At 41.5% G+C, this 20329-nt stretch carries 7 protein-coding genes, 1 pseudogene and 1 CRISPR repeat array; of the genes and pseudogenes, 3 read left to right on the forward strand and 5 right to left on the reverse strand.

Going from position 1 to position 20329, the window contains the following annotated elements:
- Window positions 1-48 precede the first annotated feature (48 nt).
- On the reverse strand, window positions 49-588 hold the full coding sequence (locus HWQ44_RS19890) for a hypothetical protein (protein ID WP_292722063.1): 540 nt from the start codon (window positions 586-588) through the stop codon (window positions 49-51).
- Between the two features lie 418 nt (window positions 589-1006).
- Here HWQ44_RS19890 and HWQ44_RS19895 point away from each other — a divergent pair.
- Window positions 1007-1893: pseudogene (locus tag HWQ44_RS19895) on the forward strand (ISAzo13 family transposase).
- A gap of 124 nt (window positions 1894-2017) precedes the next feature.
- Window positions 2018-3430 carry a TIGR03985 family CRISPR-associated protein gene (locus HWQ44_RS19900; RefSeq protein WP_292722065.1) on the forward strand — a complete coding sequence of 471 codons (1413 nt, stop codon included), beginning with the start codon at window positions 2018-2020 and terminating at the stop codon, window positions 3428-3430.
- Window positions 3431-3584: 154 nt separating this feature from the next.
- A CRISPR array of direct repeats spans window positions 3585-3990; the repeat unit is 25 nt; unit sequence TTGCGGGGTAATAGTCTTTGGAAAC.
- 312 nt (window positions 3991-4302) lie between these two features.
- Here HWQ44_RS19900 and HWQ44_RS19905 read toward each other — a convergent pair.
- Together HWQ44_RS19905 and HWQ44_RS19910 are read right to left on the reverse strand one after the other, a co-directional pair.
- Complete coding sequence (locus tag HWQ44_RS19905; RefSeq protein WP_292722067.1) at window positions 4303-5226, reverse strand: hypothetical protein; 924 nt, start codon at window positions 5224-5226, stop codon at window positions 4303-4305.
- 162 nt (window positions 5227-5388) lie between these two features.
- Window positions 5389-5874, reverse strand: coding sequence for a helix-turn-helix domain-containing protein (locus HWQ44_RS19910; RefSeq protein ID WP_233718529.1), 486 nt, complete (start codon window positions 5872-5874; stop codon window positions 5389-5391).
- A 180-nt stretch (window positions 5875-6054) separates the two neighbouring features.
- On the opposite strand from HWQ44_RS19910, the gene HWQ44_RS19915 reads away from it, so the two are divergent.
- Entirely contained in the window at window positions 6055-6879 is an 825-nt protein-coding gene (locus tag HWQ44_RS19915) for a hypothetical protein (RefSeq protein WP_292722072.1), read from the forward strand.
- Between the two features lie 476 nt (window positions 6880-7355).
- Here HWQ44_RS19915 and HWQ44_RS19920 read toward each other — a convergent pair whose 3' ends face one another.
- A complete protein-coding gene (locus HWQ44_RS19920; RefSeq protein WP_292722075.1) occupies window positions 7356-17606 on the reverse strand; it encodes a caspase family protein in 10251 nt (3416 codons plus the stop codon).
- 395 nt (window positions 17607-18001) lie between these two features.
- Window positions 18002-20056, reverse strand: a complete 2055-nt coding sequence (locus HWQ44_RS19925; RefSeq protein ID WP_292722077.1) for an FAD-dependent oxidoreductase — start codon at window positions 20054-20056, stop codon at window positions 18002-18004.
- Window positions 20057-20329 lie beyond the last annotated feature (273 nt).

Below are 20329 nucleotides of genomic sequence, written 5' to 3' on the forward strand. Positions count from 1 at the left end.
CAGGTTTTGGTTCATATTTGCGATATTCCCCCTCAAGTGTCCCCTTTGTCAATACCCTGCCACCTGAATCCTTACGAGTTTTTCTAGCGAAAGTTCTAGCGGTTCTTTTGGTATATCTAAGGGAATAGGGTTGTTGGTCTGGTCAATCAATATCTTCAAGCTACGAGAGTCTAAGTAGCTGAAAACAGGAGCCGGATTAAGTTGAATAGTTAAGTCTTTATCATCAGGAGAAAGTAGTGCTTGATAGGCATGAGCGGCCATTGCTTTTGTGCCACCCGTATAGTTCAAACCAAAACTATTTTTATCTGGAAAATATTTTTTAATCTCCTTAATTTTTTCTCTAATCCTCTTCTTAATTTCATAAGCATTAGATTCATTATTATTAAGCGGAACCATTTCGTTATCGCTTAAATCCAATATTTCCTTGAGACGTTCCGCAGGTTTTTCCGTATATTCGCTGAAAACTAGATAAGGTTTACCACCCTCCTTCAACAACAGCTTTGCTGCAACATAGTTGGGCAGGGGATTTTCACCAATCAGCAAAAACAGGTGGTCTACTTTGTACGGCTCAAACTCGGTTGTACTCATGTGGTAGATATATGTGGCTTCTTAGGAAAGTGGATTAAATAAGATCCAGAAATTTAGGATGCAATGATAGGCTGAAGTTATCTATAGGTATCCTCTGTGTGATATGAATTCCTACTCATCCGAAGTCGAAGCAAAAATGCAACGTCTTTACCAGTCCTTATCAGAGAAAGATCGTCGTCGTTATGCAGCGATTGAAGCTCTAAAACTGGGATGGGGGGGAATTAACTACATCAGTCAACTATTTGGGTGTGATGACGACACCATTCGGTTTGGGTTGAAGGAACTGGAAGATAAAACAGCGATGAACATGAGTGAGATTCGTCCTAGTGGAGGGGGACGCAAGTCTAAGGTTGAAACTATCGAGGGTCTTGATGCAGCATTTCTAAAAGTACTTGCTGAACATACGGCAGGCTCACCAATGGATGAAACAGTGAAATGGACTAACCTAACTCGACAAGAAATCGCTCTGCTTTTGACTGCGGAGGGAATCAGTGTTAGTGTCACCGTCGTAGACCAACTGCTTGAACGTTACCACTACCGTAAACGCAAAGCCCAGAAACGGCTGGCAACAGGCGAACATCCACAGCGCAATGAACAGTTTGAAAATATTGAACACATCAAAGTGTCTTATCAGGCCGCAGGCAATCCGGTTTTGAGCATGGATACAAAAAAAAAGAATTGATTGGAAAGTTGTATCGTCCGGGACGAATGTATACAACTGAAGAGATTGAGGTATTCGACCATGATTGGAAATCTTTGGCAGATGGAGTGGCGATTCCACATGGCTTGTATGACCTGACACAAAACGTCGGTTACATCCAGATTGGTACTAGCCATGATACGGGTGAATTTGCCTGTGATTCCATTCGCTATTGGTGGCAAAACTATGGCGCGGTGCATTATCGGTCGGCGAGTTCGATTCTCCTAATGTGTGACGGTGGTGGCAGCAATAGTTCCCGACAATATTTGTTCAAACAAGATTTGCAAGCCTTGGTCAACGAACTCGGTATTGAAATCCGCATTGCTCACTATCCCCCTTACACTTCCAAATACAACCCTATTGAGCATCGGCTGTTTCCACATCTGACCCGTGTTTGTCAGGGCGTGATTTTCGATTCGGTCGAAATGGTTAAAAACTTGATGGCAAATGCCAAGACCCAAACTGGTCTGAAGGTGTTTACAACTATCTTGACTCAGGTATATAAAACAGGTCGCAAAGTCACAGGGGATTTCAAGCAAACGATGAAAATTGTGTTTGATGATTATTTGCCCCAATGGAATTATACTGCCAAGCCACAGGTGTGATAATTCTGGATCTTATTTAATCCATATTCCTTAGATTGGTATACCCAGTATTACATAGCATCGGAAATACCCCTTTCCAATACCTGCTAATTTAGTAATAAGACTTGAGACACTCTAACTGATCGTGAATGTAATCGTCACTAACTACCCACACCCCACAGTTTTACAACATCTAGCCAACGGCTCTCTCGACCAAAGCCATAATCTCTCTCGCGCTATACGGCTATGGGCATTATTACGTTGGCTATATAGTGATAAAGGATACGCTACTTTAGATGACAGCTTTACCTATAATGACTGGCGACAAGCTTTTTTTACTAAAACTCACAAGGATGAAAAGCTAGCAGACATTCTCAACCATCAAAATCCAAACTGCGCTTGTCTCAAAACAAGTAAACAATGGTTTTTAGAATGGGAAGTACCTATAGAACAGTGGCAGAATTTGTTACAAAAATATATAAATAGATCAGATTCTGAGATAGACGAGCTTTTGAATGAGCCTTTATTTGCTCAAGTCCGCAAATCCCTTCAAAGTGATTTAGATTTATTAGTTACTCGGAAATGCCTTCAATTGCTGAATAACACATCTGGTAGAAGTAAGCATTATTGTCGAGTAAACCAACTACCAAATTTTATTACTTCAGAAAATATTGATAGTAGATTAACGCTAGAAAAACAAGCCTATTTAGCTGGAGCATTAGGTATGTTTAGTTTTCTCGATCCTGCATATCCTTTATTAGCTGAGGAATTCTCAAGAGAAGTAGATGAAGATAATCATCGTGTTTTTTTATACGTTGATTACGTTGTACCAGAATCAAGTGATGTTCAAGATGCAGTGGATGAAATTCAAAGTCAATTGCAGGAAATTTGGAACGCAGGAAATATCCAACCTCTATTATTGACATATCACAGCGCTCATCGAAATCAAATTAAGGAGTGTGTTGTTTATCCAGTTTGTATTTATTTTATGGAACGCGCTAAATACTTATGTACCTATGGCAACACTCCAAAAGGCGATATTCACTGGTATAAATATCGCTTGGATAGAATTATTTCTAAACGTCTAGAGTTTTTAGACTGGGAAGATCCCCGTGTTCCTCAATTACTAAGAGAGAAGTATCAGGATAATGAATTACCAACTCCTAAAACAGTTAACACTCAATTAAAAGAAGCATGGGGGTGTGACTTTTATAAAGAAAAAGCAGCAATGGTATTGCGGTTTGAGCAAGATTTTCACCAACGCTATATCGATGGCATCAGTATCCATGATACATTTACTAGAATTAGTTATGGGCAAACTACCAATTTAACTCAACAATACACACTAAACCTTGAACATCGAAAAGCAATTTTAGACATTATTAAATTTCGTCCTAGTACGGATGCTTATTACCAAGTGGATTACCGAGTAACTGACTACTACGTTGTCAGATGGTTACGTGCTTTAGGGTCAAAAGTAGAAGTTATACTACCTTGGGATATGAGAAAAGAAATGACTTTAGAAATTCAAAATACTTGGAATTTGTATAAAACTTAATCCTCAAGGTTATATTTAAGACTCTTTTCAGCCCCTTTATAAGGTAATAGGTTTTGGGAACTTACCACAAGTAATTAGGTTTCAGCTTGATTATAAATTTTCATTTAACCTTATGGGGTAATCAATTTTAGAGGGAATGGTTTGTGAAAACTTATTTCAGTCTCTTCACGGGGTAATAGTCTTTGGAAACTTCTACGCAAACTACGGTAGAAGGTCGAGAGAATATTTGTTTCAGTCCCCTTGCGGGGTAATAGTCTTTGGAAACAACCACGACAAGCGGTATTCCAACAACTTGGAGATGGCAGTTTCAGTCCCCTTGCGGGGTAATAGTCTTTGGAAACCAAGGCTTTTGTAGCCTATAAATTCATTATTTTCTGTGTTTCAGTCCCCTTGCGGGGTAATAGTCTTTGGAAACCCTTTGGGCTTTTCTTAGCAAGGGATGAGGCAAGATGTTTCAGTCCCCTTGCGGGGTAATAGTCTTTGGAAACAGTTAGTCGTTCTTATAACATATAACTTTAAGGTCGTTTCAGTCCCTTTGCGGGGTAATAGTCTTTGGAAACTAATCTCTGTGGAAAATGGTGCCGATAATTTCGTTAAGTTTCAGTCCCCGTGAGGGGATTTGGTTATTGGAAACCGCTCGGTGCTGAAACTGTTACAGAGCAGGCTTCCTGGGAAGCATTTTGGCAAACCTCAAAAATAGGTCGATTTCAGGCGCTCTTATTGCGACTAACTGTCAACTTCCCTTAGCACTGAAACTGTGAAACTATTTACTTGTCAAGGTTCTGGCGATTTTGGCAGATCCCCAGGGTTTTAGCCCTCGCTTTGACTTGCCAAATATCAAACTGATTTCATAATCATAAGATGTGTATTTATTATTGTCTATGAGTTTGTGGAGATTGATCTATAAGCCCGTATTCTCGCTCAATCAAACCCAACAATTTATCTTCGACAGCCGTTAAATAAGGCCGATTCAGTTTCCCCAACGACTGCAACAGACTTTTGACTGTCTCCTCAAGTGAATCGGAATACACTCGACTGATGCGATCGCTGATTAACTGCATCTGCTCACATTCCTGGGGTAGGTAGTTGAAAGACTTCAGATGCTGCAACCCAACGGTGTACTCGCCATCCCAGGTTTTGACAGTACAGCTGAATTCGCCCACATGGTTAACGATACCCCAACACCCACCCTTGCCTCTGAGTTCCGGGTTGTCTTTGACTACGATTTGGCACACTTCGCCGATTTGGTAAGTGTTCGGTACTTGGGTTCTCTCCATGATCCTTTGCACCACATCTTTGACGATTCTACCAGTCGGCACTTTACCACCAGCAAGTTCTACTGCTTTTAGCCACACCTCCTGCTGTTCCTGGGGTTCAAGCTTTGTCATGGGTCGAACTTGCCCCTCTGCTGTCGGCAATTTGTGATCAAATTGATCACAAATTTCAACCAAGTTATCAAAAACAACAGCCGCATCCATTAAAAGATAAGACTGGCGACGGCTATGACCAAATCTATCCCGGCAGTATTCCTCAAATGTGCCATGCGTCGAACGGTACAGTCTGCGATCGCGTAATTCCGCCAGTGCCTTCCCTGCTTCAAAGAACGCCCGCTCCACTTTCCTCTCCAAGTGCAGGCGATCGCTTTGCTCCTCTTGAGTCAACTCTGTTACTTCAACAGCAGTAACGGTGATTGTTGCTGTAGCTGGGTTTTCTTCAAAGTCTTGGTTATCTGGTGGCGTGTCCTCACTGCATGAAGCAGAGGTGGCTTTGTTGCGCTTACGGGGTGGTTTAGTCATGATTCCACCTCTTTTAGCTCAGTGGCATTTGCTCAAAGTCAATCGCAACACAGCTTTTGAATAATGTAGATGGTAAATGGGTAAGCGTAACCCACCGCAGGCATAGCTTATAAAATGAGACAGAGGCTAGAGCAAAAAGAGGTTCTTCAGCAGGTTCAATCATCACACTGCTTCTTCCTCAAACAAATCTTCAATATCACATTCCAGCACTTTACAAAGTCTTGCTACTTTTGCAAAAGTTTCTGAGCCTTTGCCATATTCCCAATTTCTGATTGTCGAAGTATCAACTCCAACTAAATCACCTAGTTGCTTTTGAGTTAACCCCATTTTTTCCCTTAAAGCTGCAATACCTTTTTTGGGTGCTTCCGTTAAGTTCAACGGAGGTTTGAAAACTTTGATTAGGGCATTTTCTAACTTTCTGAGTAATTCAACTTCGGTTCTAATGTACGAGATTTTAACGCCTTCAAGACGACTTAAGGCTTCTAGCTTAGGATGGCTTTTCCATTTCTGCCTTAAATTGTCTGACATGCCCACGTACAGCACCGAGTTATCTTTATCGATTGCCAAGTAAACACAAGGCTCATCCGGCAATGAGTTTCTGTCTTCAAGTGCCACAAATGGCAGCTCCCATAAATTAATATCCTCCATATAAACCATAACTTTTTAGCGCTTCCTTTGTAATATACACGCTAATATATTAGCGATAATAGCTAAAATATTATTGGCAGCGCTAATATATTAGCGCATATAGGAAAAGATAAAGAGAAAGCGCCCTCGACTACCAATCTGAAGCGCTTTCTCTGTCCCTAATAATAAGGAATCTTAATTATGACGCATCCAACCTACACACAGCAAGCCCTTTGCCGCTATAACCTCCCCCGTCTCAAAAGAATCGCTGCCGAATTAGGCGTTACACCCACCGGGGACAAAAGAGGGGCTGACACCTGGGTAAACGCAATCATCACCCACCAATCCACCCAGCTTCAGAAAGTCACGGACGAACAAGCCGCAGCCCAAGCCATAGCTCCCGAACCCCTCACAATAGTCGAAATCTCGTTTGACCATCACGAATATTATGCTGATGACAAACTGGTAGCCAGTATCAGCCATGACGACAACCATTTAACGCAACGCTGGGTAGTTATGGTCAACGACAAAGAAGTATTTCGTGCCAATACCGTAATGCGTTGCGATCGCTTCATCTGTATTCACTACAAAGACGGCTCATTACCTGTGCAGGAACAAGAAGCAGGGGGGCAGGGAGCAGGGGGCAGAGGGGAAAGATTCTCTCCCATGCACCCTGCACCCTGCTCCTTGTCCTCTTCTACCGAAAACCAAATCATGGCGCATATCTTCAACGAGTGCCAGAATTATGGGTTTGAAATTCTCGATGATGGCATTTACAACAACAAGGGCGTGAAACTGGGGCAAGTCGGATGCACTGACGGTAACTGGTGGGTGAAGAGGCGTTATTCAGTCCAGCAGCAGTATTCTAACTCCGTGCTTGATGCTGTGCGCTCATTGTCGATGGTGGACGTGTCTACTGATGATAAATCCATTTTTGATGAATATATTTTAGACCAACCCTTAGAACAGCTAACTGGCGATAAATTGCAACGACTGCTGGAGAAGGCAGAGTTAGTCACAGCGTAATTCAGTAGTCAGAATCCAGGAGTCAACTCCAATTCGCAATTTGCAATTCGCAATTAAGACAATTTAGTGGGGGCTTGTACCTCCCACTATCTTGTTGACCACCAACCTACGGTATGGTGGCGGCTTTGACTCCAAGGTTAGCCAATTAATCAATTAGTTCATAATTCGCATTTTCAATTGCGAATTGCGAACTGCGAATTGCGAATTGTTTGGTCAGGAGTCAGTAAAGAAACAAAGAGCAGGGTGCAGAAGTTAATAAAATCTGCCTTCCTTTCTCCTCTTTTTCCCACCTCTTCCCGAAATTCTGACTTCTGAATTCTGATTCCTGAATTCTTTTCTCATTTTCCCATCATTCACCAATCCCCAATTAAATCTATGAAAGCCACAATATCCATTCCCCAACACTGGGGCTACCCTCGCTTTGCCTTGGATCAACGTACCATTCGCTTCACTTTGGTTCCAATACTACATTAATACTAATTAGAAGGCAACTTGGCTTTTATCTTCTGAATGCGCTGCCGTGTGCTACTCAAATATGATGCCTTATTAAGTTCTACCTTATAAAGTTCTGCGGCTTTTTCGTAAGCTGCGATCGCTTCTTGCTCTTTTCCTTGCAGGAGAGCTAATGTAAAACCTAGAGCATAGTAAGCATTAGCATTTTTAGAATTGATATTAATAGCCTTGTTGTAATCTTTAATAGCCTCATCGTGTTTGGCGAGAGCAGAGTAACTAATACCTCTACTAATGTAAGCATCTACATAAGTAGGATTGAGAGGATTAGGTTCACTAATCACTTTGTTGTAAGCTTTGATCGCCTCTTCTTGATCACCTGGTTTTGACCTGGTGGAGTAAGCAATTCCTCTGTTAACATAAGCTTGAACACTTTGAGACTTTGTAGGAGACATTCCCAGAGCAGTAGTGTAATCCTTAATAGCAAAACCTATGTAGTCTTTATCTAGGTATTTGTTTCTTAATCTGAAGTAGGCAATACCTCTATTAATATAATCATCTACACTGTTGGGCTTTTTCTTAATCAGATTTTCGCTAGCTTGTTCTTCTCCCCTACCATAAAAATCTCCGGCGATCGCTTGTAGGGGTGTCATCGGTGTGGGAGATGCTTCACTAGTGAGAGTTTGTTGTTCAACTGAGTTATCTAGTTTAACACCCTTGCCAACGCCTTTGCATAAATGCTGATCGCTCTCAGCGACATTGGGGTTGTTCTCTAGATATCCCCTCACTAAGTCGCAAGCTTGAGAAAGTAGTTGTTTTTCATGAATTTCCCACAGGCTAACCTGATGTTCTCCAAATGTTACTAGCTGACCGTTAGTACTAAATTGAAAAGCCTTGACTGCGAACTTCTGGTCTGATTTTTGTCCATAGATGGGGTTGTATTTGTCACCCGAAACATCCCACACAATTAACTGACTGACTACCTTGTCTTTTGCATCTTCTCTAATTCCTGCTAATAGCCTGCCATCAGAACTAAACCTAGCGCGCTCAATCTTATCATCTTGTATTAAGTCAAGTTGATTCCCCAAAATATCCCAGAGTCTGAGTGTGCTTGCTCCAACAGTTACTAGCCGCTCTCCATTCGGGCTGAACGCGATACTGTTAATTTTGCCTTGCTGCGTTTGGAATTCTCTAATCTTATTGCCTTGTAATGTATCGAAGAACTTGATTCGACCAGGGGGATCGATTTGGGTCGTTGCCAATTTATTGCCATCAGCGCTCAACGCAATACTTGTAATTTGTTCTTGCTGTTGCAAACTAATTAATTCGCTATTGCTATTAAGAATTATCTCTTTGAATTGGTCTTTTTGAAAACTCCATAGCCTGACTGTGTGTGATTTAATTGTGCTAAATTTGCCTTTTCCTGTTTCCTTTTTTGAGTCTTTAATATTAACAGTAGCTAGAATTTTGCCATCTTCACTCCAAGTAACCCAACTGACTTGCTGCTTTGGTTCATTCTCGTTGAGTGGTACAAACTGCTGACCCTCACTATCCCATAATTTTACGTTGTAATCTTCGTCAACAGTTAACAAACGGTTACTGTTAGGCATGAAAGAAATATATGTATACTTTCCTCTTGCCAAATTTGTTTCGGAAATATTTTTGGGTAGGAAGCCATAACTTTCTTTCCATTGCCATATCAGAAGCTGATCTTTGTTTTTCAGGGTTGCTAGTAGCTGACTATCAGAACTAAGCGCTAAACTATCAGGCTTCTGTTCTTTTAAAGAAAATGGGATAGGTTTCTTTTCGGAGATATCCCACAATCGAACAGTACCATCTTCTCCACCAGTTAGAAGTGAATTACTATTCTGGGGATCAAATACAATACTTTGAATGTTCTTCTGGTGAGTGTCGAATTCGAGATACGGTTTTGTTAATTCATTAAATTTCCATAGCTTGACCTTACCATCCTTGCCAGCCGTAGCAAAAAATGTGTTCTTTGGACTGAACGCCACACTATTCGCTTGAGTTTCAACCCTTTGTGGCGAAGCGGACTGATCTTTCCGAAATTGGACATTAAAATTCTGTTCGTCGTCAATGGAAAGTAACTTTTTGAACGTGGAATCAAACACTACATCCTTGATTTTCCCCAAATCTGTTGGCTCTTCTTTAAATTCAGTCTTAAACTGCTGGGTGTTCGGCTGCTCAAACGACAAATACCCTAGATCACCGCTTTCTCCAAACACTGCCAGTTGTGTGCGATCAGGGGAAAATATAATTCGTTGAATAGGCTGAATAGGCTGATCATTCTTAGTTTTCCATTGCGGATAAGCCTCATCAAGAAGTTCACCCGAAGTATTCCAAAGTGTGATGTATCCGTTTTGGGTTCCTACTGCTAATTCCTCACCACTGGGACTGAATGCCAAGCTGATAGCATTTCCATATTTCTCAGTTGGTATAGAGAACTGAAATTCCTGCTTACTTGATTCCAGATCCCATAATCGAATTGTGCCTCCTCCGGCAATCACCGCTACTTGCTTTTTGGTAGGATTGTAAGCCATGTTTCCGGCGATCGCATTGTTGACATACGTATCCTGGGGTTGAATTGTGTTGTCGATAGAACCTGAATTATTCAACAGTGTAACCGCATCATCTTCACCAAAAATTGCTAGTTTATTATTTACACCGAATGCCATGCCATAGACAATCTTTGGTAGCGTTCCTGTTTCAGTATTTGACTGCTTATTAAATACTCTATACTCTTTGATGACAGTTTGTTCTTTCTGTTCTTTTATTTCCCAGAATTTAACTGTGTTGTCCTGTCCACCTGTGGCGAGCTTGCCATCTTGAGTAAAGGCTACGCTTTGAACATTGACTTGACCTGTGTGAATCGGCTTAATAATTGGGGTTAGTTTATCGTTAGTAGTCTGCCATAATGTAATTTTGTCACCCTCATCAACAGTGACAATTTGATTTGGTTTTTCTTGATTTTTGCTTGGTCGAAATGCTACACCATAGCTATTCTCTTTTTGATCATTTGCTGACTTAAATGTCAGCGTTGGTTGTCCATTTTTTGGTATTTGCAGTTCCCAAATCTGGGCTTTGTAATAATTATTATTATCCGTTTGATCTTGAAGAAAACTAACCGCAGCTATCTGTACTTTGTAATTATCACCAACCTTGCCTTCTTGTTTATTTTTAGGTGGAAATGATATATCTGTTACATTAAAATTCGGAGAGGTTTCTTTTATTTCAAATGGTTTAGATGTTTCGATTGCTCCTTTTTCGTCTACTTTCCAGAGCTTGATTGTTTTCCCACCTCCAGTTACCAGCCAATTTCCATCTGGTGTGAATGCCAAAGTAGAAACATTCTGGTCTGCTGGAAATGCCCCCATTTGTTTTCCGGCACTGTTGAACAGCCGAATAGTGTTAAGATTTCCAGCGATCGCCAATAAATCTTTTGTGGGATGCAACGCTACACCATGAATTACTGCGCGATCCAATTGCAATCGATCACGCTCCTTTGTCGCATAAATCGCTTTATACAATGTTCCTCGAACTTGTGTTCTTTCTAATTCTGAGTTTACCACCTTGATCCAAGAAGTATATGGTATAATATTGGACTCTTGGTTTGTGGGGAAAATACTTAATAGCCAATTATCAAATGTCTTTCTTGCCCGCAAAATATCCGTGAGTGCTTCTAAGTCACGATTTGCCTGTAAGTTTGCCTCTGCGGATTGTCGAGATGTCCGAACTTGCTCAATCAGCGTGTTTCGTTGTTCATTCAAAGCCCAAACTGTCAGTAGCAATACGGCGAATCCGACAATACTCAGAAAACCATTTCTCACTACCTGACTCTTCTCGCGTTTAATCAGGCTTTGCAGTACAAAGTCTGCTTCTGTTTTGTTCAACCAACTATCTTTAGCAGTCCGCAATTTACCTAATTGCAGACCCAAAACTTCTAGTCGAGACTCTTTATCCCAAAGGCGATCGCTTGATTTTAAATGTTGTGTATTATTAGATTGAGTTTGTGAAAGTGCTGTTTGTGCTTTTGCCTCTTTGAAGAAAAAATTCTTTAGACTTGGCTTGGCTGTTTTTTGGACAGTTACAGTCGTATTACTCTCAGTTGTCTCCTGATTAGAAGGCGAATTCTCTGAGGCTGTCTCGGCTGTTTCCTGAACCAACGTGATATCATCGCCAGCAGAATCACCATTTTTTGATGCAGCAAAGCTCTTTTGTCGCTTTGCATTCTTTATCTGTTGCTTATTTAAGCGCTTCAACTCGCCTTTAACGCCGAATTGCTCCACAGTCCAATCGAGACTTTTTCCCAAAGCGTTAAGAAGGTGCTGGTGAAAATAAGAAGGCTTTTCGCTATTTTTTAGTTTTTGCCAGTCATTAATATCTGGAATGACGCGATCGCGCAGAATGATACTTCCCTTTTCTTCTTGAATCCATCCTTGTAATTGCTCCCACTTGAGAATCAGTGCATCGTGAGCAGGTTCAACATATTCTTTTTTTGATACTAAAAGTCGGGCTTGCTCAAAGATATCAATAACTAGATTAAGCTGTTCCGATTTTTGATAATTATAACGCTCATCATACTTTAATTCTTGCTTGAGAACTCGTCTGCGGGCTATCTGATTCCCATCCAGAGTCACCATACGTAGCATCAACCATTTGACCATTTCTTGTCGAGCCTGAGCAATTAATTTTTCTACTTTCAGAGGTTTTCCCTGTGCATCTTTTTTTATAACTTTTTTGCCATTCTCTTCAACATACTGATGTAGTAGATTGTCATACTCTTCAGTAGCTCGTTTTGTTAGCGCACCTGGTACACCATTCACACCGAGGCTTTCATAATCCTCCCAAGTGATTTCCCGCTTAGGTGTTTTCCCTGCTTCTTTATCATTCACATACCGTCGAGCAAAGTTGCGATACATGGTGTATAGCGCAAATGACAGCAGTGGTAATGCTCCTGGCGTTCCTGCAACTTCATCAACTATTTGTTGTATTAGAGGACGTTGAATCTTTCTCTCTGGATCTAACTCTGAGGTAAATAAAACAGCCATTTCTTTGGCAGGTTTTTCAATCGCTTCTTCCAACTCTCCACGCTCCATAGCTCGGACAATGAATTTTGCAGCAACCCAATCGCTCACAAATTTAGCATCTTTGTTAGATTTGGATTGATTATATTCAGTGATAGCGGATTCAAATTGACCACGTACTATTACTTCAAAGTCTTCTCTTAGAGTAATAACAATTTGCAAGTTTTTTGCAGGGTTTTTCAATTGCTCAATGAGTATTTGCCAAAATTCTTTTTTCTTTTTCTTATCGTGACATTGGGTTTCGATTTCCTCAAACTGGTCAATGATTAGCAGATATTTTGTTTCGTCAGGAAGCTTATTTAACTCTTCTAATGTTTTGTTAAAAATATCAGCAGGCGATTGACCAGGACGCATTTGGGCGACAATATTTAATTCTTGGAATGATTGTGACAGTACAGATTTTTGGAACTTATCCTTAAACTTGGGGATGAGTCCTGCTTTCACAAGACTTGATTTGCCTGAACCAGATGCACCCACAACAACAGTTAGCTGATGAACCTCTACATGATTAAACAATTCCTCTGTGACTCTTTTTCTACCGAAAAAGCAATCTTTATCTTTTTCCGTAAAGGACTCTAAGCCTCTGTAGGGGTTATTTTGATGGTCAGCAGTCACATCTGGATCTTTTGGCAGTTGCTCTCTAACTTTTTCAAAGTCATTGAGCAGAAAGACAAATTCCCCTCCTCCATGTTTGCTTGTAAGTTTGAATCGTTGCGGAGTTTGTAGGTTGTCTACTTGACTCGTACTTTTAGTGACTTCGCCGTTGAGGTATGTCTCCAGTTCAGATGTAGTAATAATTTTATCTCCTCCTTCGGGATAGGTATCGGCTTTACCACCAACTAAAGCATCATGTAGACACCTAACAAATGGAGAGTTTGATGTTTTGCCTGAACCACGAGTATTCTTTGTTAGCTGTTGCTCTGGATTGAGTTCAATAGGCTCCCCGTCGTTTGCTGTTTCATTTTCGTCAGAGGACGTTAGGATAAACCAAGCATTTTTGTCGATGTAGTTATCTAAAACAGTTGGATAAACTTTATCTAGTAAAGCCTCTCGTGTTTTATCGAGTGACCACTGAATTGAACCCGCATAACAGCAGTCCAGGATAATTAAACAATGGCGACATGGGATTTCGCTCAACCAATCAAGTAAATTATCCATAGATAGATAATTCTTGCGACCCTCCATCTCGGCATCATAGGGAATGAGATAGCCGCGAGGTTTGCTTTTGGTTTTTGGCAGGGACTCATCCTTCGCTTTCTGACTATGCAGCGCAATTCCGTGTCCTGCATAGTAAAATATCAAGCGATCATTCGGCTTAACTTCAGTTGTTAATGTTTTCAGCTGCTGATGAATTGCGTTGAAGGTCGCTTGCTGATCCAGGAGCTTGTATCTCTTGATACTTTCTCCAGAGAGTAGACATTTCTCATCAAAGAGGTCGTGAATTTTTATAGCATCGTTGACCGCGTTTTCAAGTGTGTCAATTGGCTGTTTGTAACGATTAATCCCGATCGCTAGGACATGAGTTGTATCAAACCATTTTGTGGTTCGAGTTTCATGGTTTGGGTTAGATGGAGGTGAAACTTGAGCAGATTCTGGGGTTGGAGAAGGAGGCGTTTGAGATATTATAGTCTGGACAGAACTATTTCCATTTGTGGAAGCACTTGAGTGATGAGTTTGTTCTGTTGGTGCATTCTGAGAAGTTGTCCCGGTCGGCTGTATACCTATGTTACCAGAGGATACGGAGGAATAAGGCGGACTATTAGGCGGTGAAGGTTCGGGCGGATAGCCAAAAGCGTGACCAATTACATTTGCGATCGCATCCAACCCTTCTGCTTGTCGGAAGTAGGAAAGGTGATCACAGGCGATCGGCACAGGAGTGTAAGCAGCAGGCGATCGATCCTTCGGCACATCGATAATGCTACTAACAGCGACAGCAAGATCATTTTCTGCATCTCCAAAGGGAAGTGTGATAGCTCGACGCATATTTTTCTTCAGCGCATCCAATAACTGTTTCACTTCAGAGGCTTGATCCATTAATGCGGTGCTTCCTGCAATGATGCTGTAAGGACATTTGGGATCGGTAAACGTTTTGAGTTCATTTATAAATGAAGATTTGCTGGTGTGCATTTCCCGTAGTGTTACGCTCATTGCCTCGACCAGTTTCTCTAATACTGAGGGTACAAGCGGTACTGAGGAGAGATTTAACCCAAAAGATAGCAGAGTAGTTGCTAAGTCATGTACTGTTGCCCACGGAGAACCGCCATTAGGAGTGCCAACCATAATTAAATGATTGACCACTTGATTGCCGTTCCCCTGTTCAATGAAACTTCGGGACACCAAACCGCCCATTGAGTGCGCCAAAATATGTAATGTCTTGCCGTGGTTTGGTTCTAGCCCCACCTCTGCTAGTTGCCGTTTCAGTTCCCTAGCCGTGTCTTCGATGGACGTATTCAAACTTTCGTAGTCAAACGCCAGCACCAGGTCATACAATTTCTCTAACGATTTGGTCTGCCCGTTTGCATTTACTTTGGCATAGCGCACACTGGGAATCATGCTTTCTGTGTCGCCAATAATACCGTGAACGTAGAGAAGAATATTTTTGGCTTTGGCAACGGCAACTTTCACAGTGTCCACATCGCTTTTGTTGGTGTAGCTAACCGTGCCGTCCGGTTTGAGGGTTGCTTTCCTTAACCAAGCATAAGTAGACTTTCGACCCAGATTATCTAACGCAACTTTGCGAAAACATATCTGGATGGCTTGGCGAATTTCACGTTCTTTGGTGTTGAAACGTTGAGGCTGACAGAGACGTTCAATTTTAATCTCAGTCTTGCCATTTTCAGCCAAACCAACCCCTAACGGAAAGTAAAACTCACCATCATGAGCTACAGCTAGAACCAGTTCATTTGACTTTAAGGAGCGATCGACTGATATCACCATTGGTGAGTCTGGCTTTACGGCATCAATTGTCGATGGATTGACCTCTAATTCCAACACACTCGCGTCTTCACCTACACTGCGACTCGTCGAAAATTGGAACGCTTCCGTATTACCTAGAAGGGCAGGTAACGCGATGCTGCTCATACTCCGAGTTGTGGATGAAAGCATTTTGAGACTGGCAGTAGCTTGTAGGCCCGGCGGTGTCGTAACCCGAACACCAGCAGAGAGAGACTTTTCAGTTTGTGGGATCAATTCGACACTATCTTTCGCTCGAACTATTGTCAGTGTAATCTGCTTTGTCATCCAGTCACTAACTGGGGGATCGGTGAGTATTTCGCGGGATTTTTGATCCGCACGTAACAAACTATTCTGCTCAAACTGCGAAAGATTTGTGAAGGCTTCCGTACTTACGATGAGTTTGAGAATGTCTTGATATTCTGTAAAGCCTTGGTTTATTACTTCCGGTGGCATCCCGAATGGGATATCTTCAATAAAACTTCCGCTTGAACGCACTCGTGCCTGATACATTTGTTCTGGATTCAGGCAAATCCATGTGCCGTCACCACCTTCAGGAAAAACCTTGAGAATGCTCACCGCATAGCTGTCTGAAATGTCCAGGATGGCGCAGTAAAGTGGTTGGTTTAGTTGGAGAGCGAGAGTATTTTTCAGCTTCAGCCGAATCTTTGGCGGTTGCTTGCCGACATATTCCAACCGCAGATCGGAATTAGTATAAACCTTGTCGTTGTAGGTGATTTCAATCTCGATCGCATTCTTCGGAATCTTGGAATTAGGGTTTTCTAATTGCCGTGTTTTTGTCCATCGAGCAATGTGTTCTACTTGCTTGACAGCTTTATTTACGTCATATTCGCCATTTCCGGCGATGGGAACCACTAGCAAGCGATCGCTGCTATCCGTAATTTCAAACTGCTGTTTCCGTGCGTAGAGGCGATACTGATGGTATTTGTTGCGATCGCTTTCTGTTCTCACAACTAGCGAATTTGTTAGATTCTCTTTTACTTGCGCTAATGCTTGGGCATCACCTTCCAAGTAAAAGCTTACAGTCGGCAAAGGTCGCTTAGTTAAAACGGCTTTGTAAGTAGAATCTTTTGAAGGTTCAGACTCAGAGATGAACTTCACGACACTTTCTTCTAGGCGAACATCTGTAATTCTCACGTCACCTAGTTTCCGGGACTGGCTTCTGATTTCATCAACAGTGCAATTTTCTGGATAAATAGCCAGTCCACTGTCTACTTGCAAAAATTGAGATACACCGCCATTAATGATCCATTCTGCGGATTGTTGATCTGGTATTTCGCAGCGATAATTCAGATTAAAGTATGGCTCTCGTGGTGTAATGACCTCTGGATCACCCAAAAAAGCTATCCCGTCCAATTCCTGGGAACTCATAGCAATCGGTTCAAGCTGAGGCGTTTGATCTCGTCTGCGACCATGAACTTGACCTTTAACTTCATTGAGCAAGTCATTATAGGACAGCGCAGCGTTGAGACTGTTTAACTCCTTGAGGAGAAAGTAAGAGAACAGTCCTCGGCCTTTGCCATGTTCATCGTTAATTTCTTTTGCCGTCTCTGTATGAAGGCAAGCAGATATGAAGACGTGTTGCCCTTGAGGAAATATCCCATGTTTTAGGTCTTGGGCGATCGCCAAATCAGCAGCAAAACAAAATTCATGATATGCTCTTGCCGGACGGCTATCTGTAGGCAACCGCCGAACTCTCTGTTTGCTGTCTGTGTCTCTAGTGCCAGAACTCGAATGACAACAATCAAACACAACAAGAATGTGGGGTTGTTTTTTCGCTACGTTGGCAATCAGATACCGCAATTCTTTATCGGCTAAATCTCTAATTTCATTGCCATTTTCGTCTGTAGTTCGGCTGTCATAGCACACAATTGTCTCCAGCTTTTTTTTACCTGGTTCTTTGTCATACTCCAAAACATGGAATTCTTTTCCTGCCAGTTCTTGTGAGCCATGACCGCAGAAGTAGAACAGAACTACATCATCTTTACATGCGAGACAAAGGTGATTTTCAAACTCGTCAATCATAGCTTGTCGAGTTGCCTCTTGATCAATGAGTTTTTTAATGTGAAGTTGATACTTTAGACGAGTATTGAGAAATTTTTCGACGGCTTCGATATCATTCACGCATCCATTCAAGTTATCTCCAGGATTGGAATATTTATCGATACCAACAAGAAGTACGTAGATATTACGAGTCATAAATTTATTTCCAAATTCCAAGTCAGTTTTGTACTGTTAACTTACAAATGGTCGGATTAGGTTGTGAAAGCCTCATCGTTAACTATAAAAAGTCATCATTTCACCTAACAAAAATCCCATGTTTCATTTAAACCCACATTCCTTACCCAGAAACGTCACGTCACAATATATAGACATATTTATTACATAAAAATTAGTTATTGGAAGATATTTTTGAGCGAATTTATGAAAATATAGAATCACTGCATCCCAATTAGCTAAAATCCCGTTTACTAGAGTCTTTAACTTGGTATTCTCACTGGTCAACTTATCTACTGATTTAAGAAAGGTAAATTAGAAATATTATCTTCCTTACACCCCACTGCCCCCTCTTTTTGTTAATTGATGATGGTTAGCTAGCTTTTATTCAAAATTGAAACACCAGGAAAAGTGATAGGATTTTGATTTTGTCTCAGGCGTTGTTGTAAGGCTTCTAGCTCTTTTTCTGGCTGGGGTAGTTGATCTATCAGTTGATAGGGAAAAATTCCCTTTTCTAAGGCAAAATTAGCTAATGTTCCGGCGGCTGCACCTGAAGACCATTCGTAGGAATGGACGCGGTAGGCGGCAGATGCAATCTGGCTTGTAGCAATGCTTTTACCTACCACAATCAGATTGTCGATTTGTTGTGGAATCATAGCTCGAAGTGGAATCTGGAAAGGATAGGTTTGTGATTCAGCTTGGCGCATTCCTTGGCGCTCACTGTTTCCTTGTTGTTCTGGGGGACTCGATACCATACAGGGGTGAAAGTCAATGTTGTAATGACCGATACCGACGGCATCAGGATAGATACGGGAACGGGTACGTTGGACTTGAGTAGGTGTGGCGTTGTTTTGAATCCGAGCGATCGCATCTGTATTACCCAAGGCGATCGCTAAATTGCGGTAAGTGCGATCGCCTAACACTTGGCGATAATATTCATTTGTAAAATTCTTTCGGCTGATATCAATTTCTTGGATTGCAAAGCCTTCTGCATATCCCCGTGTCGGACGACCAATAATCCGCCTCGCCTCTCGGATATAGGGATACTTTGAGAGTCCATGCTCGGTTCCCATTGGTGACTTTATTCCTGTCAAGTAACGATTATTGGGATTGGGTTCTTTGACTCCATTACCAAGCTGAGAATCCGTGGTTCCCTCTACTAACCAATAAAAGAACCCCTGTGCGGCTTCTTCTGCTTTGCGTAGACTTTCAACTCTTAAGCCTCCCATCCACTTTCCTGATTCTAGTTGTCCTGCTTGTCTGATCTGGTCACGATTGAGAATCAAGTTATCCTTAGAGGTTCCTGGACGATAATCATTTCCCCATGTCCAATTCTGCATGGAAATATCACCTAGCATAGGTTTGATAAATTGAAAATTGCCAAATTTATCTTGTATTGTGGGCTGTTTAGGATTTTTTAAAATTCGACGATAGGCAAACACAAAAGGGAAGCTTGCAAGATTACGCTTTTCATAGCTATAGTATCCTGCGTAATTAGGATAGAAACTTGGTATAGAATGCTCTTGAGCTTCTTTAGTTGCCTGCATGGCAAAGGTGTAAGTATAACCCTGAGTACAGTAAGGATCACCGCTACTGCTGGAGGATGAGGGGTTGTATAGTGATCGCGGATCGATACCTATTTGATAAGGTACATCGGCTAAGGCAATTAATTCTCCTGTCTCAGTCGCTTCAATCACATACCAATCAGCTTGGCGATTTGGTGAGGCCTTGTCAGTCTTTTTGGGGGTAGCCGATACAAACTGCACAATTGTCTTGGCAAATCGAGAGGAATTTTCGTAGCGGTAGGTATCCTCAATCGTTTGCGACAGTGGTTCAGTATTTAGTGGTGGCGTATTAGATTGAGGTTGATGCTGAATAGCGATCGCACTTTTGATCACCTTGGTAGCACTACCTTCATTAGTAGGAGTAATTTCTAGCTCTTTAATAACAGTATTGGGATACCATTTGAGTCTACCTCCTCCCTTGCGAGCAGCTTCTTGCAAAATCCGTCGCAATATATTCTCACCATCTTTTGGTAAAAAGCAGGAGAGACTGACTTGGCATTCACCAGGATTTTGCTTGCCATACTCCTGCTTGATCAGATCCCGAAATCTTTTATAACCACGAGGGAACAATCCTAAATCAACTTGTGTACTAGTTTCATCTAGGGCTGAAACTCCTTGAGAACTCACTTGTCCTCCTACCCAATCAGTGATCTCTGTTAAACAAACAGTGCGACCTGCAAGCAAGGCTTCGTAAGCTGTTGAAGTCCCAGCTAAACCACCACCCACTACCAATATTTCACATGCTTCTACCTTATCTGGTTTTCTCGGTGGTGCAGCATTAGTAGGGTGATTAGAAGATAATAATAAACTAACTAAACTAAACCAGACTCTAAATTTAAATAAACGATAATTTCTGGTAGTGACCATGATATTACTCCTTCTAATAAAAGCTTATTTTTGAGCAGATTATAAAAAACATGGAATGACGGTATCCCAACCAGCTAAAATCTTGTTTACCAGAGTCTTTACTTGGTATTCTCCCTAATGTCTTATCTGCTGATTTGTAGCTATTTATGCACATTTTAGAAAAATAATCGGCTTCTTTTTACAATTTATCTGTTCTTGAAGGCTTTGTTACATAAATCGTAAGGATTCAGGTGGCAGAGTATTGACAAAGGGAACACTTGAGGGTGAGTATCA

It is taken from the genome of Nostoc sp. JL34, assembly GCF_017114945.1.
Lineage (GTDB): Bacteria > Cyanobacteriota > Cyanobacteriia > Cyanobacteriales > Nostocaceae > Nostoc.

Coding starts and splice junctions, on each gene's coding strand:
- HWQ44_RS19890 (WP_292722063.1), bottom strand. CDS start 588: ATGAGTACAACCGAGTTTGAGCCGTACAAAGTAGACCACCTGTTTTTG.
- HWQ44_RS19905 (WP_292722067.1), bottom strand. CDS start 5,226: ATGACTAAACCACCCCGTAAGCGCAACAAAGCCACCTCTGCTTCATGC.
- HWQ44_RS19910 (WP_233718529.1), bottom strand. CDS start 5,874: ATGGAGGATATTAATTTATGGGAGCTGCCATTTGTGGCACTTGAAGAC.
- HWQ44_RS19915 (WP_292722072.1), top strand. CDS start 6,055: ATGACGCATCCAACCTACACACAGCAAGCCCTTTGCCGCTATAACCTC.
- HWQ44_RS19920 (WP_292722075.1), bottom strand. CDS start 17,606: ATGACTCGTAATATCTACGTACTTCTTGTTGGTATCGATAAATATTCC.
- HWQ44_RS19925 (WP_292722077.1), bottom strand. CDS start 20,056: ATGGTCACTACCAGAAATTATCGTTTATTTAAATTTAGAGTCTGGTTT.